Here is a 25,679-nt window from a genome sequence, read left to right as displayed (position 1 = left end):
CCTTATTTAAACTGTTTGAGGAAACGTAAATCATTTTCGAAGAATGCACGCAAATCGGTAACGCCGTAGCGCAGCATGGTTAAACGTTCCATGCCCATACCGAAAGCAAAGCCTGAATAAACTTCTGGGTCGATACCAACGTTACGCAGAACGTTCGGATGCACCATGCCACAGCCTAATACTTCCAACCATTTGCCATTTTTACCCATTACATCAACTTCTGCGGATGGTTCGGTGAACGGGAAGTAGGACGGGCGGAAACGAATCTGCAAATCAGCTTCGAAGAAGTTATTCAAGAAATCGTGAATCGTGCCTTTCAGGTTGGCGAAGTTGATATTGGTATCAACAATCAAACCTTCCATCTGATGGAACATTGGCGTGTGAGTCTGATCGTAGTCGTTACGATACACGCGGCCCGGCGCGATAATACGAATCGGCGGCTGCTTGTCTTTCATGGTGCGAATCTGAACGCCAGAAGTCTGGGTGCGCAGTAAACGAGTTGCATCGAACCAGAATGTATCGTGGTCAGCACGAGCCGGGTGGTGCCCTGGAATATTCAGCGCATCGAAGTTGTGATAGTCATCTTCGATTTCCGGGCCAGTCGCCACGGTGAAGCCTAACTCACCGAAGAAGCTTTCAATACGGTCGATGGTGCGTGTTACTGGATGCAAACCACCATTTTCAACACGGCGACCAGGCAGTGAGATATCAATAGTTTCTTCTGCCAGGCGAGCATTCAGTGCAGCACTTTCAAGTGCATTTTTGCGAGCATTCAATGCTTCCTGCACTTTCTCTTTGGCTTCGTTAATTACTGCACCCGCTGCTGGGCGCTTTTCTGCTGGCAATTCACGTAGGGTGGTCATCTGGAGGGTCAGATGACCTTTTTTCCCTAAATACTCGACGCGTACGTTGTCTAACGCGGCAACATCCTGGGCCTCGTTTATGGCGGCCGTTGCGTTGGCAACCAGCTCTGCGAGATGTGGCATGGTATTCCTCTTATGCCGGCATAATTACCGGGGTAGTTGATTCGTATACAAAGATAAAAAGGATGCAAAAAAAAAGCCTCCATTATGGAGGCTTTCGGCGCTATTTTTCGTTTCTTTTCTTACGCGCAAAGCCCCGAGTTCAGGTGCTAAAGTAAAAAAAGAAACGGAAAATAGCAGCATTCATGCTTGCAGTTACCTTATTGAACAGTGTTAAACATTACCGTTAGAAATTAAAAGAGGGAGCAAGCTCCCCCTAATAACTGGCTTACGCCAGAGCTGCTTTCGCTTTTTCAACTAGTGCAGTAAATGCCACTTTGTCGAATACCGCGATGTCAGCCAGGATCTTACGGTCGATTTCAACAGAAGCTTTTTTCAAGCCGTTGATGAATTTGCTGTAAGAGATCCCGTTCTGACGAGCTGCAGCGTTGATACGTGCAATCCACAGCTGACGGAATTGACGTTTACGTTGACGACGGTCACGGTAAGCGTATTGGCCAGCTTTGATAACAGCCTGGAAAGCAACGCGGTATACGCGTGAACGCGCACCGTAGTAGCCTTTGGCTTGTTTAAGGATTTTTTTGTGACGAGCACGTGCGATAACACCACGTTTTACGCGAGCCATATTAGCTCTCCTGTTCTATATTCTGAATTAATTAAAAAATGCTACTTATGCGTACGGCAGGCAAGCGATGACCAGGCCCAGATCCCCTTTGGAGACCATACCTTTCGGACGCAGGTGACGTTTACGCTTAGTAGACTTTTTAGTCAGAATATGACGCAGGTTAGCGTGCTTACGCTTAAAACCACCACCGGCGGTCTTTTTGAAGCGCTTAGCAGCGCCGCGTACAGTTTTAATCTTTGGCATTTAATAACTTTCCACTTCGCATTGTTAATAAAACGAACCAGAAGGCGAACAAAACTCACGAGGCCGAAACCTCGCGAGAACTGTTACTTGATGGCCTTACTGTTTCTTCTTCGGAGCGAGCACCATGATCATCTGACGGCCTTCGATCTTCGATGGGAAGGATTCGACGACTGCCAGTTCACTCAGATCGTCACGGACGCGGTTAAGCACTTCCATACCAATCTGTTGGTGAGCCATTTCACGACCGCGGAAACGCAGTGTGATTTTAGCTTTATCACCCTCTTCCAGAAAGCGAACCAGGCTGCGGAGTTTTACCTGATAGTCGCCATCATCGGTACCAGGTCGGAATTTGATTTCCTTGACCTGAATAACTTTTTGCTTCTTCTTCTGTTCCTTAGAAGATTTGCTTTTTTCGTAGAGGAATTTGCCGTAATCCATAATTCGACAAACAGGCGGTTCAGCATTAGGACTGATTTCAACTAAATCAACCCCAGCCTCCTCGGCTTTTTCTAAAGCTTCATTCAGACTCACAATACCTAGTTGCTCGCCGTCTATACCTGTCAGACGAACCTCAGTGGCACGAATTTCTCTGTTTATGCGATTAGGACGCGCCGGTTGAACTCTTTTTCCGCCTTTAATAACTCTATTCCTCTAGTTGATTAAGATTGCGACTGCGAATTTCATTCTGCAGCTTTTCAATCAATTCGTTGACGTCCATGCTCCCCAAATCTTTGCCACGACGGGTACGAACGGCAACTTTGCCTGCTTCGACCTCTTTATCGCCACAAACTAACATGTAAGGGACACGACGCAACGTGTGTTCACGGATTTTAAAGCCAATCTTCTCATTTCTCAAGTCTGCTTTTACGCGAATGCCTGCATTTTGCAGTTTACGGGTCAATTCTTCGACATAATCAGACTGTCCATCAGTGATATTCATAACCACTGCTTGTACCGGCGCCAGCCAAGTTGGGAAGAAGCCCGCAAATTCTTCGGTCAGGATACCAATGAAACGTTCCATTGACCCGAGAATTGCACGGTGAATCATTACCGGAACCAGGCGTTCGTTACTTTCGCCGATATAAGACGCGTTCAGGCGTGATGGTAAAGAGAAGTCCAGCTGTACAGTGCCGCACTGCCATGCACGATCCAGGCAGTCATACAGCGTAAATTCAATTTTAGGGCCATAGAATGCACCCTCACCCGGCTGATAATCAAACGGTATATTATTTTCTTGCAGCGCTACGGCCAAATCCGCCTCTGCACGATCCCACATTTCGTCGGTACCGATGCGTTTTTCCGGGCGGGTAGACAGTTTCACAACGATTTTTTCAAAACCGAAGGTGCTGTACATGTCATAAACCATGCGGATACAGCTGTTCACTTCATCGCGAACCTGCTCTTCGGTACAGAATACGTGAGCATCATCCTGAGTAAAGCCACGAACACGCATCAGGCCATGCAACGCGCCTGACGGCTCGTTACGGTGACAGCTACCAAACTCAGCCATACGTAATGGCAGGTCGCGGTATGACTTCAGACCCTGGTTAAAGATCTGCACGTGACCCGGGCAGTTCATTGGCTTGATGCAGTATTCACGGTTCTCGGAAGAAGTAGTAAACATCGCATCTTTATAGTTGTCCCAGTGGCCAGTTTTTTCCCACAGCACACGGTCCATCATGAACGGGCCTTTCACTTCCTGATATTGGTACTCTTTGAGTTTGGAGCGTACAAACACTTCCAACTCACGGAAGATAGTCCAGCCGTCGTTATGCCAGAACACCATACCTGGCGCTTCTTCCTGCATATGATACAGGTCGAGTTGCTTACCAATTTTGCGGTGATCGCGCTTAGACGCTTCTTCCAGGCGTTGCAGATAAGCATTCAACTGCTTTTTATCTGCCCACGCGGTGCCATAAATACGTTGCAGCATTTTGTTGCTGCTGTCGCCACGCCAGTATGCACCGGATGTTTTCTGCAGTTTGAAATGATGGCAGAAACGCATATTCGGTACGTGCGGACCACGGCACATATCAACGTATTCTTCATGATGATACAGACCTGGCTTATCATCATGGCTGATGTTTTCATCAAGAATCGCAACCTTGTAGCTTTCGCCACGGTTAACGAAAGTTTCGCGGGCTTCGTGCCAGCTCACTTTCTTCTTGATGACGTCGTAATCTTTCTCAGCCAGCTCGTGCATACGCTTCTCGAGCAGCTCAAGATCTTCCTGCGTCAGCGTGTGGTCAATGTCAACGTCGTAGTAAAAACCGTTATCAATAACCGGGCCGATCGCCATTTTAGTGTGCGGCCACAGCTGTTTGATGGCATGACCCAATAAGTGGGCGCATGAGTGGCGGAGAATCTCCAGGCCAGCTTCATCTTTAACGGTGATAATCGCGAGTTTAGCATCGTGCTCAATAACATCAGATGCATCAACCAGTTCGCCATCAACACGGCCAGCGATACACGCTTTTGCGAGGCCAGGACCGATGTCCAGGGCTACATCCAGCGGGCTAACAGCATGGTCGTAATGGCGTTGGCTGCCATCAGGAAGAGTAATAACAGGCATTATAAGTCCTTATTCGCAGTGGTGACCCATACGCAAGATCACATGCAACATGTATTTTACTTTGGTTTCAACCGGTTGTGTCGTCATCTCGCCCACAATTGCAAGGCCGACTCCACAATTTATGCGTGAGTGCGAAGTTCACAGCCTCACGACGGTTGAGAATACTATCACTTTAAGGAGGGTATGTCGCGTTTTGCAGTCCAGAGTCATCTTGATACCGGTAATAATAACTGACTGTTTTATCCCCATTTTTTCACGCAACTATCAGTGAAAATACGTTTGTATTCTCGAAAAACATGCAAATGAAACTAATAAGATTTTCTAAACATTGTGCTGACCAATAATTACATTATCGGTTTATAAGATTAGGAAAATAAAAAAACCGGGCATCTTGCTCCGGTTTTTTATTTCATACGAATTTGAAAAATGAGCGATCAATTAGCAAGTTCGTATAAATGAAAACTAATCAGTATTGCTCAATTACTAATACCACTCGCCAGCAACAAGTGTATGGACATCAAAAGCATCATCCATTGAACGGCCAGTTGATTGAGCACCCGGTTGGATATTTGAACCAGCTTCGATATCAGTCGCATGCCACGTGTTGGAAGGTGCAGTCTGCGAGGCGGCTGTAGTGCTTGTTAAAGTAGTGACCGTTACAGGTTGAGCGGCAAACGCACCGCATGAAATCACAGAAAGTAAGGCTGCAGTAGCGATATATTTAATATTTTTCATATTCTTGATTCTCTTATTTAGTGGGACAGCAAGTTATTATCTCGCTATGAAATAAGAGTAGATCCAGATCACACTTTTCACAAGGTGATTTATTTATCAATTTGTGCCAAATATAAAGAAAATATGACGAGACAGATGATTAAGGAGAAATTGTGAAGAAAATTAAAAAAAGATCTTTTTATTTAAAATAAAACCATGGACCAAAATAATAATAGCACATTACGATAAAATAAAACATTAAAGCCGGGAATTACCCGGCTTTGCCAATTACATCTTATAACCAAGAGTAACTGCGGTGCGTCTATCTGTATGCTCTGGAGCTGAATCAGGTGGATTTGAGTTCCAGGTGACGTTGTAGCCAACCCGCAAACCAAAGTGCTCATTGATTGCAACTTCAAGAGCAGTTTCAGAGTTTACCGTCGTATCCTGACTACCCAGCACAGAAACACCCTGGATAAATTTGGCATTGTCGGTCAGCTGCCAGTTATAGATACCTGACGCGTAACCCAACGGCTGAGTCTTATGCCCGCCATCAGTGTACTCGTCATAACGCACGCCTGGACCAAATTCCACACGCAAACTGTGTACCGGGCCACTGAGGAACTGACGACCATAACCTGCGGTCAGCACATCACGCGACTGATATCCGTTGTAGCGGTCTGTTAACCAGCTGGCCTGACCAAAGAGATAATCGCTATCAGTCATGTTGTAACGGCTACGACCACCAGCAGCATAAGTCTCAGAAGAGCGCTCATCGTTAGAAGACGTGTTGTTTGCATTACCCCACAGTGACCACGCGGTAGAGGTGTCGTACCAGGTCATGTTGGTGTTCGCAGTCAACGAAGAACTTGTGGTGTTGCCTGATTGCGCAAGATAACCCGCATTCAGGTTACCTTCGAACGGTTTCTTAGCGGTAGATGGGTCATCCATGACAGTGAAAACCGAATTATCTGCAATTGCAAAGTGACTCAATAGCGCACTTCCGGTCAGCAAAATTGCAGCCGGTACTGTCTTAACTAAATTCATTTAATCGTCCGTACAACATAAAAAGAAACCATCAAGGTTCCGGAATCTCTTCTCTGGATCAAATAATTATGAGCCAAGAAAGGTTACAAATTATAAAAAAGCCCGAATAACATAGCAATGAATTCTTCTTTCATTTTTTGAATAAGAGAGCTCTTAAAACATCTTTATTTTCATAAACATAGTGTTCTATTGCTTTTTACAAATCATATGATAAATCATTGTGTTAATTGACATTATTTGGGCTGAAACAGTGCTACGCTTTAACCCAACGCTCAATTAAGGAGGATATATGGCTCGGATTTATACATTGACACTTGCTCCCTCACTAGATAGCGCAACATTAACCGCACAAATTTACCCGGAGGGAAAACTCCGCTGTACCGCACCAGTGTTTGAACCTGGCGGTGGCGGCATTAACGTTGCACGGGCGATTGTGCACTTAGGAGGCGAGGCAACAGCCATATTTCCTTCTGGTGGCGCGACCGGGGAACACCTTTGTGCCCTCCTGCTAGATGAACATGTCGCTATTGATACTATTAATGCGCGCGACTGGACTCGGCAAAACTTACATGTTCATGCGGAATCAACCGGCGAACAGTATCGTTTTGTGATGCCTGGAGCCGCACTCACCGATGATGAATTCCATCTGCTCGAAGAAAAAGTATTGTCCATTGAACCCGAAGCTATTTTGGTTATCAGTGGCAGTCTCCCACCAGGCATTAACGTTTCTAAACTTTGTGCATTAGTAAAAACAGCTCAACAAGCAGGTATCCGCTGCATCGTGGATAGCTCTGGCGAAGCCTTAAAAGCAACCCTTGAAATCGGCAATATTGAGTTGGTTAAACCAAACCAAAAAGAGCTCAGTGCATTAGTAAACCGTGATCTCACTCAACCTGACGATGTGCGCCAAGCCGCCCAAGAGATTGTCGACAGTGGCAAAGCGAAACGCGTGGTGGTTTCTCTGGGTCCACAAGGTGCTCTTGGTGTTGATGCCAGCGGTTGTGTGCAAGTTGTACCACCACCAGTCAAAAGCCAAAGTACGGTTGGCGCAGGCGATAGCATGGTCGGGGCAATGACGTTGAAACTGGCAGAAGGTGCACCTTTATTAGATATGGTTCGTTTCGGTGTTGCCGCCGGTAGCGCAGCCACCCTAAATCATGGCACTCGTTTGTGTTCACTGGAAAATACGCAAAAAATCTACGATTACTTGCGTAGTTAGCGACTACATCCTGAATGGCGACTTGTCGTTTCGTCAGAAGTCGCCATTTCATATAGATCAACTATGCTGAAACCTTCGGGATAACAATGAGGTGAATAATGAGTAGCGGAGACATCGTGCGCTATGTTGTCACATTTAAGTTCCAGGAAAATAATCTCACGGATCTTAACGAGCTCAATAACCAACTGACACGCGGCGGTTTTTTGCTCACTATGTCAGATGACGAAGGTAAAATTCACGAGTTAGGTATCAACACATTTGGGTTAATAAGCACGTCAAGCCAGGCAGAAGTTGAAGAGTTATCCCGTGGCCTTGGTCAGTTAGCACTGGGTATCGAACCCGAAGTGTCAGTAACAACATGGGAAAACTGGCTACAAGAGAGTAAATAACCAAGTTTTAAATATCATGACCGGGGATGTGCGTCAGTTCGAAGTTTGACCCGGTTAACAGCGATAAGCTAATGATCTACCAGAAAACCTGGGGAGAAGCATCATGTGGCAAGCTATTAGTCGTCTGTTAAGTGAACAACTCGGCACTGCTGAAATTGAACAACGCACGGAATTACCCGGCGGCGAAATTCATGCCGCCTGGCGAATTCAATATGCCGGTCATGAGATCTTTGTCAAAAGCGATGCGCGTGAAATGTTGCCCATCTTCACTGCTGAAGCCGACCAGCTTGAGTTACTTTCGCGCAGCAATACGGTACGCGTACCTAAAGTCTGGGCGGTTGGCAGCGATCGCGATTACAGCTTCCTGCTGCTCGAATACATGCCATCAAAACCGCTGGATGCGCATAACGCCTTTTTGCTGGGGCAACAGCTGGCACGGTTGCATCTATGGAGCGAACAACCGCAATTTGGCCTCGATTTTGATAATGATCTTTCCACTACCCCTCAACCCAATGCCTGGCAACGACGTTGGTCTACATTTTTTGCGGAACAACGCATTGGCTGGCAATTAGAACTCGCCGCTGAAAAAGGGATCCATTTTGGTGATATCGATCTCATCGTCGATTTTGTACACCAAACGCTTGCCTCCCACCAGCCGCAGCCATCATTGCTACATGGTGATTTGTGGTCAGGAAATTGCGCAATGGGGCCTGATGGTCCATTTATTTACGACCCGGCGTGTTACTGGGGAGACCGCGAATGCGATCTGGCAATGTTGCCATTGCATCCTGATCAACCACCGCAAATCTACGACGGTTACCAGTCGATATCCCCTCTTCCCGCCGATTTCCTCCTACGCCAACCGATCTATCAACTCTATACCCTACTTAACCGGGCGATTCTTTTTGGCGGCCAGCATTTAGTGGTCGCAGAAAAAGCATTGGATAGAGTTCTGGCGGCGTAATGACTTCGCCACTCCTCAAACAGGAGTGGCGTTTTCTAGATAAAACCCAGTAATGAAAAGAAGAAGTAGCCGATGACGATAATGATGATGGGTAAAACATAGAGCGGGAAAATTTGCAGGAAAATCGTGTGTCGCGGCACGACAATTTTTGCATCAATCTGCGCTTTCGTTAACCCTTCCGGGCCTTTTGCTTGTTCCAGAATCAATTGATCTTGCACACCTTCACGCAGAAACTTCGCCTGGCGGCTCATACGTGCGCCAGATGCCTGTAATGCGAGGCCAACAAATATCAGCGCGTAGATGACCCAGAACAGAATGTTTGCCTGCTGATGGAACTCCGGTTGTGGCGAGTTGTACCAGAAGAAATTTAAAAATGGAGTATTGAAACGCATCATCTCAATCATGACATGAGCAAAATCCAGCATCACGGCATTAATGCCCGCCTGTTTTTCGCTATGCGCATCCATAAACTTCAAAATCGAAATCAGTGTAGAAATTACCGCTGGGATAAAAATTACCCAGCCAGCCACACGTTTGAGTACGGCAATGCGTCCAGCTTGTTGATACGTCATTCGTTCCCCTTGGTTAAGACGCAACTTGTACGCACAAAGTCTACCTTGTCCGGTGTGATTTCGCCTGAGCTTTACGGGCGAATTTCACAAAGCAGTGGCATCCGCGGGTAATTCCAGCTATTGATTAGAGATCTTATCTTTAATACATAAATGACAGGAGTCGTTAAATGGCTGTTACTCGCCAAATTGTAGCTGCAATTTTTGATATGGACGGTTTGTTGATTGATTCAGAACCGTTATGGGATGAAGCAGAGCTAGAGGTTATGGCAAGCATTGGCGTGGATATCTCCCGCCGTTGCGAACTGCCCGATACGCTCGGCTTGCGTATCGACCTGGTCGTCGACCTGTGGTTCTCCCACCAACCGTGGAATGGCCCAACGCGTGAAGAAGTGACTAACCGCGTCATTACCCGTGCCATTTCCTTAGTTGAAGAGAAACGCCCTCTCTTGCCAGGCGTGCGTGAAGCCGTTGCATTGTGCAAAGCACAGGGGCTGAAAGTAGGTTTAGCTTCTGCATCACCTCTGCATATGCTTGAACGCGTTCTGGAAATGTTTGATCTGCGTGACCAGTTTGATGCCATCGCCTCAGCTGAACACCTGTCTTACAGCAAACCGCACCCTCAGGTTTACCTCGATGCCGCCGCTAAACTTGGCGTCGACCCGCTATCTTGTGTGACGCTTGAAGATTCCGTAAATGGGATGATTGCCACCAAAGCTGCGCGTATGCGTTCAATCGTGGTTCCCGCCGAAGAAAACCATGATGACGTGCGCTGGTGTCTGGCCAACGTAAAACTGCCGTCACTGGTTGAATTACGCGCCGAACACCTGCTTGGCTAATCTTTTATAAGGTGCGGGGCTACCCCGCATCTTTCTCAAAATCATACCTCCGTCAAAATTATTGAAACGCTATTTCATATTAATTTGAATTTCCCCCATCCCGTATCTATTCTTTATTTACACGCGCATATGCGCTTTTCCGGATACCGGGGTAACTATGATTCTCGATGCTTTTAATCTGCAGGGTAAAGTCGCTATCGTCACAGGTTGTGACACTGGATTGGGTCAGGGAATGGCGATCGGCCTTGCTGAGGCTGGTTGTGACATCGTTAGTGTGAACCGCAAAATTCCACACGAAACCGCGCAAAAAGTGGAAGCGCTGGGGCGACGTTTTCTCGCCATCCAGGCAGATTTAAGCCAGCACGAGGTCATTCCGGGCATCATCGAACAAGCCGTGGCGGGAATGGGGAAAATAGACATTCTGGTCAATAACGCGGGCACCATTCGCCGCGAAGATGCCCTTGAGTTTAGCGAGAAAAACTGGGATGACGTGATGAACCTGAACATTAAATCAGTGTTCTTTCTCTCTCAGGCGGTAGCAAAGCAATTCATCAGGCAAGGTGGCGGCGGGAAAATCATTAATATCGCCTCAATGTTGTCATTCCAGGGCGGTATACGGGTTCCCTCTTATACGGCATCAAAAAGCGCGGTGCTCGGTGTCACGCGACTGCTGGCAAACGAATGGGCACAGCACAATATTAATGTGAATGCTATTGCACCCGGATATATGGCTACTAACAATACTCAACAACTGCGTGATGACGAAGTGCGCAGCCAGGAAATACTAGACCGTATTCCGGCAGGTCGATGGGGCGTTCCCGCGGACCTACAAGGCCCAATAGTTTTTCTCGCATCAAGCGCGTCCGATTACGTCAACGGATATACCATTGCAGTCGACGGGGGCTGGCTAGCCCGGTAAATCCGCTATCGCCGGGTAACCGGCGGTAGCAAAATGTTACGCCGTCACCTCTTCCGTCTACTGTATAAAATCCCTATACTGTATGAATCGACAGTTTTCATCCAGGTAGTATCATGACGGCGGAAGGCCATCTTCTTTTTTCCATTGCCTGCGCAGTTTTCGCAAAAAACGCCGAACTCACGCCCGTGCTTGCTCAAGGAGACTGGTGGCATATTGTGCCGTCAGCCATTCTGACCTGCTTATTACCAGATATCGACCATCCAAAGTCGTTTCTGGGCCAGCGTCTGCCGTGGATTTCCAAACCTATTGCCCGAGCCTGCGGTCATAGGGGCTTTACACACAGTTTGTTTGCGGTGTTTGCAAGCCTTGCACTGTTCTATCTTAAAGTCCCTGAAACCTGGGTTATTCCCGCCGATGCGCTACAAGGCATGGTGTTGGGTTATTTGAGCCATATTCTGGCAGATATGCTTACGCCTGCTGGTGTTCCACTGCTGTGGCCATGCCGTTTGCGCTTTCGCTTTCCGATTGTCAGACCGCAAAAAGGCAACCAACTTGAACGCGTTTTGTGTATGGCGCTGTTTGGTCTGGCTGTGTGGATGCCGCAAAGTTTGCCCGATAACAGTGCGGTACGTTGGTCATCACAGGTGATAATTTCAATGCAAATGACCTTCAACAGCATTTTAAATCACCATTCAGCACAATAATTAGACGAAACCATTCAAAATGTAATAATCAATTCCTTTTGAATATAAGTGTCGTTCTAAGCTTCTGGTACGATTTACAGAATAAAGATGGCAATCAGTCCATCTATTTAAAAAACACTCAGGAGATACGGGGATGAATTTTCCACTTATAGCGAACGTTATCGTGTTCGTTATTCTGCTGCTGTTGCTGGCGCAAACTCGCCACAAACAGTGGAGTCTGGCAAAGAAAGTACTGCTTGGTTTAGCAATGGGCGTAGTATTTGGCCTTGCGCTGCATACCATTTATGGCGAAGACAGCCCGGTACTTAAACAATCTATCCAGTGGTTTAACATCGTTGGTAACGGTTATGTACAACTGTTGCAAATGATCGTCATGCCATTAGTGTTCGCCTCAATTCTGAGCGCGGTAGCTCGTTTGCATAATGCCTCTTCACTGGGGAAAATCAGCTTCCTGACTATCGGGACCTTGCTGTTTACCACTTTGATCTCGGCACTTGTCGGCGTGTTGGTGACCAACCTGTTCGGCCTGACCGCTGAAGGCTTGGTACAAGGTACAGCTGAAACCGCCCGTCTGAGCACCATTGAAACCACGTACGTGGGCAAAGTGGCTGACCTGAACGTGCCGCAACTGATTCTGTCATTCGTGCCGAAAAACCCGTTTGCTGACCTGACTGGGGCGAATCCAACCTCAATCATCAGCGTGGTGATTTTCGCCGCATTCCTGGGTGTCGCTGCTCTGAAATTGCTGAAAGACGATGCGCCGAAAGGTGAACGTGTTCTGGTTGCGATTGATACGCTGCAAAGCTGGGTAATGAAGCTGGTGCGCCTGGTCATGCAATTGACGCCATACGGCGTACTTGCACTGATGACTAAAGTTGTTGCCGGTTCAAACCTGCAAGACATCATCAAGCTCGGTAGTTTCGTGGTTGCGTCTTATCTCGGTCTGGCAATTATGTTCGGCGTGCACGCAGTATTGCTGGCCGTAAACGGCGTAAGCCCGCTGAAATACTTCCGCAAGGTTTGGCCGGTACTAACATTTGCCTTCACCAGTCGTTCTAGCGCCGCCAGCATTCCATTGAACGTTGAAGCGCAAACTCGCCGTCTGGGTGTTCCTGAGTCCATCGCAAGCTTTGCGGCGTCCTTTGGTGCCACTATCGGCCAGAACGGTTGTGCTGGTCTCTATCCTGCCATGCTGGCGGTGATGGTCGCTCCAACAGTCGGTATTAACCCGCTGGACCCGGTCTGGATTGCAACTCTGGTTGGTATCGTAACCGTAAGCTCCGCAGGTGTTGCGGGCGTTGGTGGCGGTGCAACCTTCGCAGCCCTGATTGTTCTGCCAGCCATGGGCTTGCCGGTCACACTGGTAGCATTGTTGATTTCTGTTGAGCCACTTATTGATATGGGTCGTACTGCTCTGAACGTTAGCGGTTCAATGACTGCCGGTACTATCACCAGCCAGTTGATGAAGCAGACGGATAAAGAATTACTCAATAGTGATGAAGAAGCGGAATTGGCGCATCGCTAATCAGTAGCAAAACCACCTTATAATCTGCGACAATAAACGGTTCCTGTAACAGGGAACCGTTTTTTTATTTATAACTTAGAGCCCCTCTCAGGGTGCCAAAACACTTTCGCCTTCTACGGACCTCTTCCCTCAATGAAACGACTCTGCATTCTACTTTTCTTCTTTGTCTCTGGCGCCTGGGCAGAAAATGTCGATAGCCCTTACCTGAAACATGCGCAGGAAGGTGACAGCCGTGCGCAATTCTATCTTGCCGATACCCTGGTTAGCGCAGGCGAATATCAGCAGGCAGAAAGCTGGGCTGCCAAATCAGCCGCTCAGGGTGATGCCGATGCCATGGCATTATTGGCTCAACTCAAAATTCATGACCCTGCCACCGCTGATTACCAACAGGCTAAATCGTTAGCACAACAGGCCGTACAACGAGGCAGCCAGTCTGGAAAAGTGACTCTGGCACGCATTTTCGTTAATACCCAAGCGGGTAAACCCGATTACACCAGGGCCATTGAACTGCTGGAAAGCGCCTCGCAGGATATAGAAAGTGACTCAGCAGTCGATGCGCAAATGTTTCTGGGGTTACTCTACGCCAATGGTGTAGGGACAGCGCAAGATGATGAAAAAGCCACTTTCTGGTTTAAACGCAGCTCTACGCTCTCCCGCACCGGATATGCCGAGTATTGGGCTGGAATGTTATTTTTAAACGGTGAAAAGGGTTTTATCGCTGTCAATAAACAGCGTGCATTGCAGTGGTTAAATCTGAGCTGCATGGAAGGCTTTGATACCGGTTGCGAAGAGTTTGAGCGGCTCAGTAACGGCGGGTAAGTCAATCTGCGTTGCAGGGCCTGCACTCGACAGGCCTTTAAATTCAAGTCTCTTAAAACAGCTCTGAGCTCGTTCTTCTCTCAGTAAATCTCATTTTCATGTCTGACCTGTATTGCCCAGCGTTGTGCCGATTCCGGTAAGGTAAAGGGCGGTGACTGGCGGAACGCATTTCCTACCAGCACAAAAGCCACGTAGCGGTTGCGTAGCAGCCACACATCCTTAAACCCATCCACTCGAAAAGCATGAGACGGTGGTGAGGGTTCAACACGCGCTTGGTACGTAAGAACGGGACGAGTATTCGGTTGGCGTAAAGGTTTCATAGGCAATGGAATCAAAACTAAATTGATGAACAACTTCGCTATGATAGCGGAGAACTGTCCCATAAGTCTCGCGTCGAGATGACCTTGTCCTATAGTTAAAGCTGTTTTGGGCCATACGAAGCCCAATGAGAGCAGAACTAAAACAGGAGATGAGTTCAATGTCGACGAACGATAAGCACCCTCTGAATCACAGTGCACCTATACATGACGCCAATGAATCGAAGCCTGGTATGGATTCACTGGCACCCGATGATGGCTCTCATCGCCCTTCAACTGAACCGAGCCCTCCGGGAGCGCAACCCACTGCGGCAGGGAGTTATAAAAGCCCGGACACCTCCAACGAAAAATTAAAATTGCTCGATAAGCATCGCAAGAACGGTGAAAACTTCCCTCTGACCACCAATCAGGGAGTGCGCATTGCCGATGACCAGAACTCGCTGCGTGCTGGTACGCGTGGGCCTACGCTTCTGGAAGATTTTATCCTGCGGGAAAAAATCACCCATTTTGACCATGAGCGTATTCCTGAGCGTATCGTTCACGCGCGCGGATCAGCGGCACACGGTTATTTCCAGCCATACAAAAATATGGCGGAAGTGACCAAAGCAGATTTTCTTTCCGACCCCGACAAAATCACTCCGGTATTTGTGCGCTTTTCAACGGTACAAGGTGGTGCAGGTTCCGCCGACACAGTGCGTGATATCCGCGGATTTGCCACTAAGTTCTACACCGAAGAAGGCATTTTCGATTTAGTCGGTAACAATACTCCGGTATTTTTCATTCAGGATGCGCATAAATTTCCTGATTTCGTCCATGCAGTGAAACCTGAGCCACACTGGGCTATCCCGCAAGGTGGCAGCGCGCACGACACCTTCTGGGACTATGTCTCGCTGCAACCTGAAACACTACACAACGTCATGTGGGCGATGTCTGACCGCGGTCTGCCGCGCAGCTACCGCACCATGGAAGGTTTCGGGATTCATACTTTCCGCATGATTAACGCAGAAGGGAAAGCGACTTTCGTACGCTTCCACTGGAAACCGACCGCGGGGAAAGCTTCTCTGCTTTGGGATGAGTCGCAAAAACTGACCGGACGTGATCCTGATTTCCACCGCCGCGACCTTTGGGAATCGATTGAGGCGGGTGACTTCCCGGAATATGAACTGGGCCTACAATTAATTCCGGAAGAAGATGAATTTAAATATGACTTTGACCTTCTCGACCCAACCAAACTGATCCCGGAAGAACTGGTGCCGGTTCATCTGGTGGGCAAAATGACGCTCAACCGCAACCCGGATAATTTCTTTGCCGAAAATGAACAAGTGGCATTCCATCCGGGCCATATCGTTCCAGGCTTAGATTTTAGTAACGACCCGCTGCTACAAGGCCGTTTGTTCTCTTACACCGATACACAAATCAGTCGTCTCGGGGGGCCAAACTTCCATGAAATTCCGATAAACCGTCCGACCTGCCCATATCACAACTTCCAGCGTGACGGCATGCATCGCATGGATATTGACAGCAATCCTGCCAACTACGAACCCAATTCTATCAACGACAACTGGCCGCGCGAAACACCTCCGGGGCCAAAACGCGGCGGTTTCGAAAGCTATCAGGAGCGTATTGAGGGCCATAAAGTCCGCGAGCGCAGCCCGTCGTTTGGTGAATATTATTCGCAACCGCGGTTGTTCTGGCAAAGCCAGACTCCTGTGGAACAGCAGCACATCATCAGTGCCTTTAGTTTCGAATTATCTAAAGTCGCGAGGCCGTATATCCGCGAACGTGTACTGGATCATTTGACACATATTGATATTTCCCTTGCTCATCCGGTCGCAGAAAATCTCGGAATTGAACTGTCTGATGAGCAGATGCATGTTGCGCCGCCAAAAGATGTGAACGGCCTGAAGAAAGATCCAAGCCTGAGTTTGTATGCCGTGCCAAGTGGTTCAGTGAAAGGTCGCGTGGTGGCTATTTTGCTGAGTGAAAAAGCCAATGCTGCGGATGTCCTGGTTGCGATGAAGGCGCTGAAAGCTCAGGGCGTGCATACCAAACTACTGTTTTCCCGCATGGGTGAAACAAGCGCTGATGACGGATCCCTGCTCCCGATTGCCGCCACGTTTACCGGTTCGCCATCGGTCACGGTAGATGCGGTGATTGTTCCCGGGGGCGATCTCACTTCAATTCTCAACAACGGTGACGCAGCTTATTATTTACTGGAAGCTTATAAACACTTAAAGGTCATTGGTCTTGCAGGGGATGCCCGCCAGTTTAAAACTCAGCTAGGAATCGATAATAACCAGGGCGAGGAAGGCGTGGTTGAAGGTGACACTGTCACGACTGCATTTACCGATGATTTCCTTAAACTGTTAGCCGCGCACCGTATTTGGTCGCGCAGCAATAAAATCAGCCATATCCCGGCTTAACCCACAAAAAAGCCGTCACATCAGTGACGGCTTTTCCATTTCTAACGTGTAATTATTTTTTGACCTGCGGGTCAGTATCGTACTCAGCACAAGTCTGATAACCCGAGTTCATCACATGCCCGGTTTCATCAAGCGCTACGAAATAAGTTTCTGTTTTGCCATCACGCTGACCGAGAATGTAGGTCTGGCAAGTACCACGTGCGTGAATCATGGTCACTTCTGAAGACGGTTTGCCTGCAACCTGTTGAACTTGCTCACGGCTCATGCCTTTTTTCACATCTTTTACAACCGGTGTTGCTACCTGATCTTTAGTACGATCGTAGGCTGTACAACCGGCAAGCATTGTCATAACCGCTGCTGCACTTAAAATTCCTGCAAAAGTCTTGTTCATATTTTATCCTCGTTTTTCAGGGTATTGCTCATGCGTGTTAGATAAGCCTGGAATATAAAAGCGCATTTTTCAACTAAGCAGACCAAATGAACAAATTTTAGGATTATTAAACAAAACACCAGGTTAGCTCCAAAACGTACCAAATAGCTCTAAATCACACCAAACGGCACAACCACTCTCCCATGAGTCTTGTCGTTTTACCCACAAACGGGTAGTTTTAACAAATCTGACTTTTGCTACCTGCATACGCAGGTAAATTGCACCGGAGGGTTAAATGGCTCTGCAACAAGAGATTATTCAGGCACTAGGGGTGAAACCACAGATCGACCCAGCACACGAAATTCGTGTCAGCGTTGATTTCCTGAAGTCGTACCTGAAAAGATATTCATTTATTAAATCGCTGGTGTTGGGTATTAGCGGCGGCCAGGATTCAACCCTTACCGGTAAACTCTGTCAGCTCACCATCAATGAACTGCGTGATGAAACCGGTGACGAAAGTTACCAGTTTATCGCAGTACGCTTGCCATTTGGCGTGCAGGCCGATGAACAAGACTGTCAGGATGCCATCGCCTTTATTGAGCCAGATCGCGTTCTAACCGTGAATATCAAAGGTGCTGTGCTGGCGAGCGAACAAGCGCTGCGCGAAGCAGGTATTGAGTTGAGCGATTTTATTCGTGGTAACGAAAAAGCTCGCGAACGTATGAAAGCACAATACAGCATCGCTGGCATGACCAAAGGCGTTGTTGTGGGTACTGACCACGGTGCTGAAGCGGTAACCGGATTCTTCACCAAATACGGCGATGGCGGCACCGATATCAACCCAATCTTCCGCCTTAACAAGCGCCAGGGAAAAGCACTGCTTAAAACACTGGGCTGCCCGGAACATTTATACCAGAAAGCGCCAACCGCTGACCTTGAAGATGACCGCCCTTCTCTGCCTGATGAAGCTGCTCTGGGCGTAACCTACGAGCAAATTGATGACTACCTGGAAGGCAAAACTCTGGACGATGCCACCAGCAAAATTATCGAAGGCTGGTATCTGAAAACCGAACACAAACGCCGCACGCCGATTACCGTGTTTGATGATTTCTGGAAATAAATAGCATCACGCCATCCGACCTGCTGCGGGTTTTCCAGGTCGGATAAGCGCAGCGTCATCCGACAATCCCTTTCTGGAAACACATGGATACCTCTGCAAAACGTGCCACGGCTTTTGGCCTGCTGGCGATCCTCCTCTGGAGCACCTCGGTCGGTTTACTGCGCAGTATCAGCGAGCATTTTGGCCCGGTGGGTGGCGCTGCGCTGATTTACACCGTCAGCGCATTTTGCCTGTGCATTGCGCGGGGATTACCGAAAATCCGTGAAATCCCTCCGCGCTATCTGTGGATTGGCGGTGCGCTATTCGTCACTTACGAAATTTTCCTCGCCTTAGCGATTGGGCTGGCGCACAGCCGCAGCCAGTCGCTTGAGCTGGGGATGATCAACTATTTGTGGCCAAGTCTGACCATCCTGCTGGCGCTGTTTATCAACCAACAACGCAGCAATTTGTGGCTCTGGCCGGGGCTGGCGCTTTCGCTGGCGGGCATCGTTCAGGTGATGAAAGGCGACGGTGACTGGTCGCCGTTGCAGATGTGGCACAACATTCTGGATAACCCGCTGGCATACGGCCTGGCTTTTGCCGCTGCGTTAATCTGGGCGCTGTATTGCAACATCACTCGCCGCTGGAGCGCAGGCAAAAATGGCGTGTCGCTGTTCTTCTGCGCCACCGCCACCGTGCTGTGGGTGAAATTCGCCTTTGTTAGCGAAGCGCCGATTCACTTCACGCTGCCTTCAACGCTGCAACTGCTGTTTATGGGCGCTTCCACGGCGATAGCCTATTCAGCCTGGAACCACGGCATTCAGCGCGGGAATATGACGTTGCTGGCGACGGCCTCGTATTTCACGCCGGTGCTTTCGGCGTTGATTGCGAGTTTGTGGTTGGGTTTACATCCGGGCTGGGGCTTCTGGCAGGGAGTGGCGATGGTAGTCGGCGGGTCGTTACTCTGTTGGCTCGCGACCCGACGTTATGGTTAACGCTTCATACTTCGAGCTGCAACTGCGTTGGCTGCTACCACAAACCCCAGTCACTTACTTTAGTAAGCTCCCGGGGATTTGCTCCTTTGCCGCCTTGCTGCAACCCGAATTATTTTGCGTTATGAATGGGTAGCATCGGTAGTTTCAGATCTTGCGCTTTCGCGCATTCAACAGCACTTTCATAACCCGCATCGGCGTGGCGCATCACGCCCGTTGCCGGGTCATTCCACAATACGCGACCCAAGCGCACCGCCGCTTCTGGCGTACCATCCGCCACAATCACCACGCCCGCGTGTTGCGAGAAGCCCATTCCTACTCCACCGCCGTGATGCAAACTCACCCATGTCGCGCCGCCCGCGGTATTTAGCAATGCATTCAGCAATGGCCAGTCGGAAACCGCATCAGAGCCATCCTTCATTGACTCAGTTTCACGATTTGGCGATGCTACCGAGCCGCAGTCCAGATGGTCACGACCAATTACGATTGGTGCTTTCAGCTCGCCGTTACGCACCATTTCGTTAAACGCCAACCCGGCAAGATGACGTTCGCCAAGGCCTAACCAGCAAATGCGTGCCGGCAGCCCCTGGAAAGCAATGCGCTCCTGCGCCATATCCAACCAGCGATGCAGGTTCTGGTTATCCGGGAACAATTCTTTGAGTTTCGCATCAGTTTTCGCAATATCTTCAGGATCACCTGAAAGCGCTACCCAGCGGAACGGCCCTTTGCCTTCGCAGAACAGCGGGCGAATATAGGCGGGAACAAAACCTGGGAAATCAAAGGCATTTTCCACTCCTTCATCAAATGCCACCTGGCGGATATTGTTACCGTAATCCACCGTCGGCACGCCCATCTCCCAGAAATCGAGCATCGCCTGAACATGTACGGCCATCGACTCACGAGCTGCTTTATCAACCACTTTTGGCTGCGTGGATCGCTCTTCCTGCCAACGATCCACAGTCCATCCCTGCGGCAAATAACCATTAACCGGATCGTGCGCTGAGGTTTGATCGGTCACAATATCGGGCTTAATTCCCCCCGCTTTCGCGCGTCTAACCAATTCTGGTAGCAGATCGGCGGCGTTGCCTAATAGACCGACGGAGATCGCTTTTTTCTCCGCGTTCGCTTTTTCGATCATTGCCAGCGCTTCATCAAGATTTGTCGCTTTATAATCGAGATAACGAGTACGCAGACGGAAATCAATGCGCGACTCCTGGCACTCGATGGCTAACACCGAAGCGCCTGCCAGCACGCCAGCCAGCGGCTGTGCGCCACCCATACCGCCCAAACCTGCAGTCAGGATCCATTTGCCACGCAAATCCCCACCGTAATGCTGACGACCAGCCTCGGCAAAGGTTTCAAAGGTGCCCTGCACGATGCCTTGCGCGCCGATGTAAATCCACGAACCCGCGGTCATTTGCCCATACATCATCAACCCGGCTTTATCGAGTTCATGGAAATGATCCCAGTTTGCCCAATGCGGTACGAGGTTGGAGTTGGCAATCAGCACGCGCGGAGCATCAGCGTGAGTGCGGAAAATACCGACTGGTTTGCCCGATTGCACCAGTAATGTTTCATCGGCCTTGAGCGTACGCAGCGAGGCAAGGATCTGTTCAAAGCAATCCCAGTTACGAGCGGCTTTACCGATCCCGCCGTACACTACGAGATCTTCCGGGCGTTCAGCGACATCGGGATCGAGGTTGTTTTGGATCATGCGGTAAGCTGCTTCAATCAACCAGTTTTCGCAGTGCAATGTCGCACCATGCGGTGCGCGTACCGTGCGGGCTACCGCCTGTTTTACAGATTCAGTCATTGTAGTGGCTCCCGGCATCAGGCCGACGTAGAAGGGAAAAGTTGTGTAATAACAGCAGGTAATTCACCACTACAGCCCCACTGGCGCATGCTTTCGATATCCGGAGCCAGTAAGCGGTCTTTATCAAGGAAGGCAACACGTTCACGCACGCCACTAAAGACCTGTTCCATGATCGGCGAACTGCGTAATGGGCGGGAAAACTCGATCCCCTGGGCTGCAGCCATCGCTTCAATCCCCACTACGGCGGCGGTGTTGAAACACATTTCCCCAAGGCGGCGCGCGGCATAAGTCGCCATTGAAACGTGGTCTTCCTGGTTTGCTGAAGTTGGCAGGCTGTCCACACTTCCCGGGTGAGCCAGTGATTTGTTTTCAGATGCCAGCGCTGCGGCTGTCACCTGGGCAATCATAAAGCCTGAGTTAATTCCGCCCTCTTTTACCAGGAATGGCGGTAAGCCAGAAAGACCGGTATCCAGCAATAATGCCAGGCGACGTTCAGAAATCGCGCCAATTTCAGCAACTGCCAGCGCAATAATATCGGCGGCGAATGCCACAGGTTCAGCATGGAAATTCCCTCCGGAAATCACCTCTCCGGTTTCGCTAAATACCAGTGGGTTGTCCGACGCGGCGTTAGCTTCAATTTGCAATACGCGTGCTGCATGGCGCAGGTTATCGAGGCATGCTCCCATTACTTGCGGTACGCAACGGATGGAATACGGATCTTGTACACGCCCACAATGCTGATGAGAGTCAACAATTTCACTATCGGCAAGCAATGCTCTGACTGCCGCCGCAACGTCGATTTGCCCGGTCTGCCCGCGCGCTTCATGAATTCGCGCATCGAAAGGTTTCACTGAACCTTTAATTGCTTCCAGTGATAACGCCCCGGCGACAAGGCCAGCACCAAACACTTTTTCGCCTTCAAACAGGCCGCGCAACGCCAGTGCAGTAGAAACTTGCGTACCGTTAAGTAACGCCAGCCCCTCTTTTGGCCCAAGCACCAGTGGCTCGACTCCGGCAATTTTCAACCCGGCGATAGCTGGAAGCTCTTCGCCATTGATACGCACATTACCTTCACCCAACAACATCAGCGAAAGATGCGCCAGCGGGGCTAAATCTCCCGATGCGCCAACTGAACCTTTCTCCGGGATAACCGGCATCACACCTGCGTTAAACAGGCGCAATAAACTGTCGATAACATCCATACGCACACCAGAGTGACCACGCGCGAGGCTAATAATTTTGCTCGCCATCACCAGACGTACCACATCATCTGGCAACGGTTGCCCAAGACCCACGCTATGCGAAAGCACCAGGTTGCGTTGCAATTCAGCCAGGTGCTCTTTGGCAATGGTGGTTTGCGCCAGCTTGCCAAATCCCGTATTAATGCCGTAAACCACATCGCCATGATTGACGATAGCCTCAACGGTTTGCTGGGACTTAATGACCGCATCAATGGCCCTGGAGTCAAGGCTCAAAGTCACGACTCCATGGTAGATTTCACGCAGTGTGGCGAGCGTTACGTGCCCCGGTGTAAGACAGCAAATCTTTTTTTGCAGCGACATAGCGACATCCTGATGGCATCAATTCATGTGAACGTATAGAGTTGTATAGACAACCTAACTAATAAACCCAAATGACCGCCAGCGGGTCATAGGAAATTTTTATTGAACAGTGAGCGAGATCGCGCTTTCGCCGCAAAATGCAATTTTTAAGGAACCGTTGATGTCTGAAATCCAACCTCTGGATCAATTGCGTGCCGCCATCAGTGATTTACCTGCGCCCATTTACCTACGGGTAAAACAAGGAATCATCAGCCAGATCCGCAGTGGGAACTGGCTCGCTCATCAGCGAGTGCCTTCGGAAACCGAACTGGTGAATGCGCTGAATGTAAGCAGAATGACTATCAACCGGGCGTTGCGAGAACTCACTGGCGAAGGTTGGCTGGTACGAATGCAAGGTGTGGGAACCTTTGTGGCAGAGCAAAAAGGCCATACTGCAATGCTTGAAGTGGGTAGCATTGCCGAAGAGATTACCGCGCGAGGTCATCACTACCGCAATCAGGTGGTAGCGCTTGAACAAGTTAAGGCAGATGAAAAGCTGGCACATGCCTTTTCAGTCAACGTTGGCGAGCCGCTATTTTATTCGCAGTTGGTTCACTACGACAACGATATGGCAGTACAGCTGGAAACGCGCCATGTGAACCCGGCGCTTGCCCCAGACTATCTACAACAAGATTTCCGCCTGGTAACGCCACACCATTATCTGAGCAAAGTCGCACCGCTAACTTCGGGTGAACATATTGTGGAAGCGGTGCTGGCAGATGAAACGCAGCAAGGATTGCTTGAAGTGACGGCCAACCAGCCTTGTTTATTGATTCAACGCCGCACCTGGCACCATTCACAGGTGGTGACGGTAGCCCGACTGCTGTATCCGGGCTCGCGTTATCAATTGGTCGGCAGTTTTACCGGGCAATGATCAGAGATAGGTAATTTCGCTAAACAGTAGCTTTCCTTCCGACTTCAGTAAGCGCAAGGTGTGGCGGCCCTCTTGCCACCACGCACCTTGCTCTGGCGTCAGTAGTTTGTCACCCAGTTGCCACTCACCGCTGAGCACATAAACAATGCCGCCACGCGGAGCGAAGGTCGTAAACGTGCGGTCAGCAACACGCACTTTGGCGCGGCAACGGTCACGATGCGTCATGATGTTGAAATCCATCGACATACCCTGCTTTAGCTCGGCTTTAACCGTGTAATCACCGGCAAAAGCAAAAGGCTGAAAGTGCTTTAGGGTATGACGAAACGCCTTTCCGGCATCCAGAACCACTTCCCCCCCTTCAAGCAAGGTGATGACACGGTCTACCTGAGGGAAAGCTGAAAACTCGCCGCTACTGGCGATTGACGCGATACTGGCGCGCCAGTTGAAATCGCGCGTAGCGGGCGGAAAACAGCAAATTTCGCGGGTTTCTCCGGCCCCGTTACGCCACAAGCTGACGGGCACTTTCCGTATATCAAAGAATTCCATCACCACTCCTGAAGAGTGCGCATCACCTGCGCAAACTGTGCATTACTTTGTTCATCGAGTGGGTGCTGCCTGTCGGTTATCACCTGTTTTCCAGCAACCCACACGTCTCGTATTTGTTCGCAGCGTCCACCAAACAACCAGCGGTTAAGAATCGCGTAATCTTCAACATGCGCAAGCCATGAGTCACGCTCGAGTACCAGCCAGTCCGCACGCTGCCCCGGAGCAATCATCCCCATCGTCACACCGCAGGCTTGTGCCCCGCCAACTGCAGCCTGCCGCCACAAAACCTCGCCGACCTGAGGCAATTCTGGCAACACAATGCGGTTGCGCCTTTTATCACGTAGGCGCTGCGCGTACTCAAGCCAGCGTAATTCTTCAAGCGCACTAACCGACACATGGCTGTCAGAGCCCACTCCCCAATGCCCGCCCTGGGCGATGAAATTGGTCGCTGGGAAAATGCCATCGCCGAGATTTGCTTCGGTTGTTGGGCATAAACCTGCCACTGTGCGGCTTTCAACTATTTGGGTTAACTCTTCCGGCGACAGGTGCGTGGCATGAACCAGGCACCAGCGGTCGTCCACTGCAAAGCGGTTATAGAGCCATTCCACCGGGCGCTCATTGCTCCAGGCAAGGCAGTCGTCGACTTCTTTTTCCTGCTCAGCAATATGGATATGAACCGGCAAGCGGTAATCACTCGCTTCCAGAACATCTTCCATCTGCTCCTGTGTCACCGCGCGTAATGAGTGAAAACACAAACCGTGATTAATCAATGGATAACGACATAATGCATTGCCCAACGCTTGTTGTTGGCGCAGATAACGATCGACATCCTGGATAAATCTTTTTTGCCCCGCAGCAGGTGGTTGTGCGCCAAAACCCGCGTGGCTGTACAACACTGGCAACAGCGTTTGCCCTATCCCACTGTTATCGGCAGCAAGCAGCAGTTGCTGTAGCATCAAATCACCTGACGCATACGGTTTTCCGTTAACGTCATGATGTAAATAGTGAAATTCAGCTACCTGAGTGTAACCACCCTTGAGCATATCAATGTACAAATGAGTGGCAATGGCACCGACTTGTTCGGGAGATAGTTTCTGCACCATGCGATACATCATGTCGCGCCACGTCCAGAAACTGTCCTGCGGATTGCCTGCCACTTCTGTCAACCCCGCCATCACCCGCTGAAACGCATGAGAGTGCAAGTTTGAGATAGAAGGAATCACTATGCCCGGTAGCAGTGTGGCATCTTCCCCTGAAGCACCAACTTCGACGTGAGTAATCGTTCCTTGTTCGTTGACGCTAATACGCACATTGTGCCCCCAACCTTGTGGGAGCATCACAACTGGAGCAAAAAATGCAGGCATGGATTTGATTCCTTCTTTTGCGATGCCAATGATTTAGCGATTAAATCAGACTAACGCAAACCAAATTTTAAACTTGTTTAACCCCGTCATAATTCGCATGACTGAAGTTGCCGAAAAGTACATGCTGCGCTAGCTTGTAGTCAATTGTC

The 25,679-nt window shown here is 49.5% G+C and carries 27 protein-coding genes and 1 other annotated feature; of the genes, 12 read left to right on the top strand and 15 right to left on the bottom strand.

From position 1 onward, the window contains the following. Positions 1 to 2: 2 nt before the first annotated feature. The 8 genes from pheS to LVQ76_RS11260 all read right to left on the bottom strand — a co-directional run bounded on the left by pheS (position 3) and on the right by LVQ76_RS11260 (position 6,184). Entirely contained in the window at positions 3 to 986 is a 984-nt protein-coding gene (pheS, locus tag LVQ76_RS11295) for a phenylalanine--tRNA ligase subunit alpha (RefSeq protein ID WP_232921649.1), read from the bottom strand. Positions 987 to 1,052: 66 nt separating this feature from the next. Beyond that, positions 1,053 to 1,175, bottom strand: a sequence feature (Phe leader region). After that, complete coding sequence (gene pheM / locus LVQ76_RS11290; RefSeq protein WP_001386830.1) at positions 1,126 to 1,170, bottom strand: pheST operon leader peptide PheM; 45 nt, start codon at positions 1,168 to 1,170, stop codon at positions 1,126 to 1,128. It overlaps the preceding feature by 45 nt. A 76-nt stretch (positions 1,176 to 1,251) precedes the next feature. Continuing rightward, positions 1,252 to 1,608, bottom strand: coding sequence for a 50S ribosomal protein L20 (gene rplT, locus LVQ76_RS11285; protein ID WP_000124850.1), 357 nt, complete (start codon positions 1,606 to 1,608; stop codon positions 1,252 to 1,254). Positions 1,609 to 1,653: 45 nt separating this feature from the next. After that, a complete protein-coding gene (gene rpmI / locus LVQ76_RS11280; protein WP_005968897.1) occupies positions 1,654 to 1,851 on the bottom strand; it encodes a 50S ribosomal protein L35 in 198 nt (65 codons plus the stop codon). A gap of 96 nt (positions 1,852 to 1,947) precedes the next feature. Beyond that, positions 1,948 to 2,490 carry a translation initiation factor IF-3 gene (gene infC, locus LVQ76_RS11275; protein ID WP_072009408.1) on the bottom strand — a complete coding sequence of 181 codons (543 nt, stop codon included), beginning with the start codon at positions 2,488 to 2,490 and terminating at the stop codon, positions 1,948 to 1,950. Between the two features lie 4 nt (positions 2,491 to 2,494). Beyond that, a complete protein-coding gene (gene thrS / locus LVQ76_RS11270) occupies positions 2,495 to 4,423 on the bottom strand; it encodes a threonine--tRNA ligase (protein ID WP_064518256.1) in 1,929 nt (642 codons plus the stop codon). A gap of 483 nt (positions 4,424 to 4,906) precedes the next feature. Beyond that, complete coding sequence (locus tag LVQ76_RS11265) at positions 4,907 to 5,158, bottom strand: hypothetical protein (protein WP_232921648.1); 252 nt, start codon at positions 5,156 to 5,158, stop codon at positions 4,907 to 4,909. A gap of 267 nt (positions 5,159 to 5,425) precedes the next feature. Continuing rightward, positions 5,426 to 6,184, bottom strand: a complete 759-nt coding sequence (locus LVQ76_RS11260) for a DUF481 domain-containing protein (protein WP_151995436.1) — start codon at positions 6,182 to 6,184, stop codon at positions 5,426 to 5,428. A 289-nt stretch (positions 6,185 to 6,473) separates the two neighbouring features. On the opposite strand from LVQ76_RS11260, the gene pfkB reads away from it, so the two are divergent. From pfkB to LVQ76_RS11245, 3 genes are all read left to right on the top strand, one after another. Next, complete coding sequence (gene pfkB, locus LVQ76_RS11255) at positions 6,474 to 7,403, top strand: 6-phosphofructokinase II (protein ID WP_232921647.1); 930 nt, start codon at positions 6,474 to 6,476, stop codon at positions 7,401 to 7,403. Positions 7,404 to 7,501: 98 nt separating this feature from the next. Further along, entirely contained in the window at positions 7,502 to 7,792 is a 291-nt protein-coding gene (ghoS, locus tag LVQ76_RS11250; RefSeq protein WP_232903815.1) for a type V toxin-antitoxin system endoribonuclease antitoxin GhoS, read from the top strand. 103 nt (positions 7,793 to 7,895) lie between these two features. Further along, positions 7,896 to 8,756 (top strand): fructosamine kinase family protein, encoded by an 861-nt coding sequence (locus tag LVQ76_RS11245; RefSeq protein WP_232921646.1) that lies wholly within the window; start codon positions 7,896 to 7,898, stop codon positions 8,754 to 8,756. Between the two features lie 35 nt (positions 8,757 to 8,791). Here the strand turns inward: LVQ76_RS11245 and LVQ76_RS11240 are convergent, their stop codons facing one another. After that, positions 8,792 to 9,328, bottom strand: coding sequence for a YniB family protein (locus LVQ76_RS11240; RefSeq protein WP_064518235.1), 537 nt, complete (start codon positions 9,326 to 9,328; stop codon positions 8,792 to 8,794). Positions 9,329 to 9,495: 167 nt separating this feature from the next. On the opposite strand from LVQ76_RS11240, the gene hxpB reads away from it, so the two are divergent. The 5 genes from hxpB (at position 9,496) to LVQ76_RS11215 (ending at position 14,131) form a co-directional block, all read left to right on the top strand. Then, positions 9,496 to 10,164, top strand: coding sequence for a hexitol phosphatase HxpB (gene hxpB / locus LVQ76_RS11235; protein WP_232903817.1), 669 nt, complete (start codon positions 9,496 to 9,498; stop codon positions 10,162 to 10,164). 157 nt (positions 10,165 to 10,321) lie between these two features. After that, entirely contained in the window at positions 10,322 to 11,083 is a 762-nt protein-coding gene (kduD, locus tag LVQ76_RS11230) for a 2-dehydro-3-deoxy-D-gluconate 5-dehydrogenase KduD (protein ID WP_154153176.1), read from the top strand. A gap of 113 nt (positions 11,084 to 11,196) precedes the next feature. Then, complete coding sequence (locus LVQ76_RS11225; protein ID WP_151995440.1) at positions 11,197 to 11,787, top strand: metal-dependent hydrolase; 591 nt, start codon at positions 11,197 to 11,199, stop codon at positions 11,785 to 11,787. Between the two features lie 133 nt (positions 11,788 to 11,920). Then, positions 11,921 to 13,312 (top strand): L-cystine transporter, encoded by a 1,392-nt coding sequence (locus LVQ76_RS11220; RefSeq protein ID WP_151995441.1) that lies wholly within the window; start codon positions 11,921 to 11,923, stop codon positions 13,310 to 13,312. A gap of 132 nt (positions 13,313 to 13,444) precedes the next feature. Beyond that, positions 13,445 to 14,131 (top strand): tetratricopeptide repeat protein, encoded by a 687-nt coding sequence (locus tag LVQ76_RS11215; protein ID WP_151995442.1) that lies wholly within the window; start codon positions 13,445 to 13,447, stop codon positions 14,129 to 14,131. Between the two features lie 80 nt (positions 14,132 to 14,211). Here the strand turns inward: LVQ76_RS11215 and cedA are convergent, their stop codons facing one another. Then, positions 14,212 to 14,451 (bottom strand): cell division activator CedA, encoded by a 240-nt coding sequence (cedA, locus tag LVQ76_RS11210; RefSeq protein ID WP_151995443.1) that lies wholly within the window; start codon positions 14,449 to 14,451, stop codon positions 14,212 to 14,214. A 158-nt stretch (positions 14,452 to 14,609) separates the two neighbouring features. On the opposite strand from cedA, the gene katE reads away from it, so the two are divergent. Beyond that, a complete protein-coding gene (gene katE / locus LVQ76_RS11205; RefSeq protein WP_232921645.1) occupies positions 14,610 to 16,871 on the top strand; it encodes a catalase HPII in 2,262 nt (753 codons plus the stop codon). A 52-nt stretch (positions 16,872 to 16,923) separates the two neighbouring features. Here the strand turns inward: katE and osmE are convergent, their stop codons facing one another. Next, positions 16,924 to 17,262 (bottom strand): osmotically-inducible lipoprotein OsmE, encoded by a 339-nt coding sequence (gene osmE, locus LVQ76_RS11200; RefSeq protein WP_064518222.1) that lies wholly within the window; start codon positions 17,260 to 17,262, stop codon positions 16,924 to 16,926. 274 nt (positions 17,263 to 17,536) lie between these two features. Between osmE and nadE the strand changes: the two genes are divergently transcribed. Both nadE and yddG read left to right on the top strand, forming a co-directional pair. After that, the gene (nadE, locus tag LVQ76_RS11195) at positions 17,537 to 18,361 is read left to right on the top strand and encodes an NAD(+) synthase (protein WP_232921644.1); all 825 of its coding nucleotides are present in this window, start codon (positions 17,537 to 17,539) and stop codon (positions 18,359 to 18,361) included. Positions 18,362 to 18,444: 83 nt separating this feature from the next. After that, positions 18,445 to 19,335 carry an aromatic amino acid DMT transporter YddG gene (yddG, locus tag LVQ76_RS11190; protein ID WP_232921643.1) on the top strand — a complete coding sequence of 297 codons (891 nt, stop codon included), beginning with the start codon at positions 18,445 to 18,447 and terminating at the stop codon, positions 19,333 to 19,335. A gap of 109 nt (positions 19,336 to 19,444) precedes the next feature. On the opposite strand, the gene hutU is transcribed toward yddG, so the two are convergent. Next, entirely contained in the window at positions 19,445 to 21,145 is a 1,701-nt protein-coding gene (gene hutU / locus LVQ76_RS11185) for a urocanate hydratase (protein WP_232921642.1), read from the bottom strand. A 17-nt stretch (positions 21,146 to 21,162) separates the two neighbouring features. Beyond that, complete coding sequence (gene hutH, locus LVQ76_RS11180; protein WP_232921641.1) at positions 21,163 to 22,707, bottom strand: histidine ammonia-lyase; 1,545 nt, start codon at positions 22,705 to 22,707, stop codon at positions 21,163 to 21,165. A 160-nt stretch (positions 22,708 to 22,867) separates the two neighbouring features. Between hutH and hutC the strand changes: the two genes are divergently transcribed. Continuing rightward, the gene (gene hutC, locus LVQ76_RS11175; protein WP_232865473.1) at positions 22,868 to 23,620 is read left to right on the top strand and encodes a histidine utilization transcriptional repressor HutC; all 753 of its coding nucleotides are present in this window, start codon (positions 22,868 to 22,870) and stop codon (positions 23,618 to 23,620) included. On the opposite strand, the gene ves is transcribed toward hutC, so the two are convergent. Then, positions 23,621 to 24,166: an environmental stress-induced protein Ves gene (gene ves / locus LVQ76_RS11170; protein ID WP_232865474.1), complete on the bottom strand. Its 546-nt coding sequence runs from the start codon at positions 24,164 to 24,166 to the stop codon at positions 23,621 to 23,623. Continuing rightward, the gene (locus LVQ76_RS11165; RefSeq protein ID WP_232921640.1) at positions 24,166 to 25,530 is read right to left on the bottom strand and encodes a formimidoylglutamate deiminase; all 1,365 of its coding nucleotides are present in this window, start codon (positions 25,528 to 25,530) and stop codon (positions 24,166 to 24,168) included. Before LVQ76_RS11165 ends, ves begins: the two co-directional genes overlap by 1 nt. Positions 25,531 to 25,679 lie beyond the last annotated feature (149 nt).

This window comes from Buttiauxella cochleicola (assembly GCF_021283185.1).
In the GTDB taxonomy this organism is placed as follows: domain Bacteria; phylum Pseudomonadota; class Gammaproteobacteria; order Enterobacterales; family Enterobacteriaceae; genus Buttiauxella; species Buttiauxella massiliensis.
This window is presented reverse-complemented; position numbering and strand designations above follow the sequence as displayed.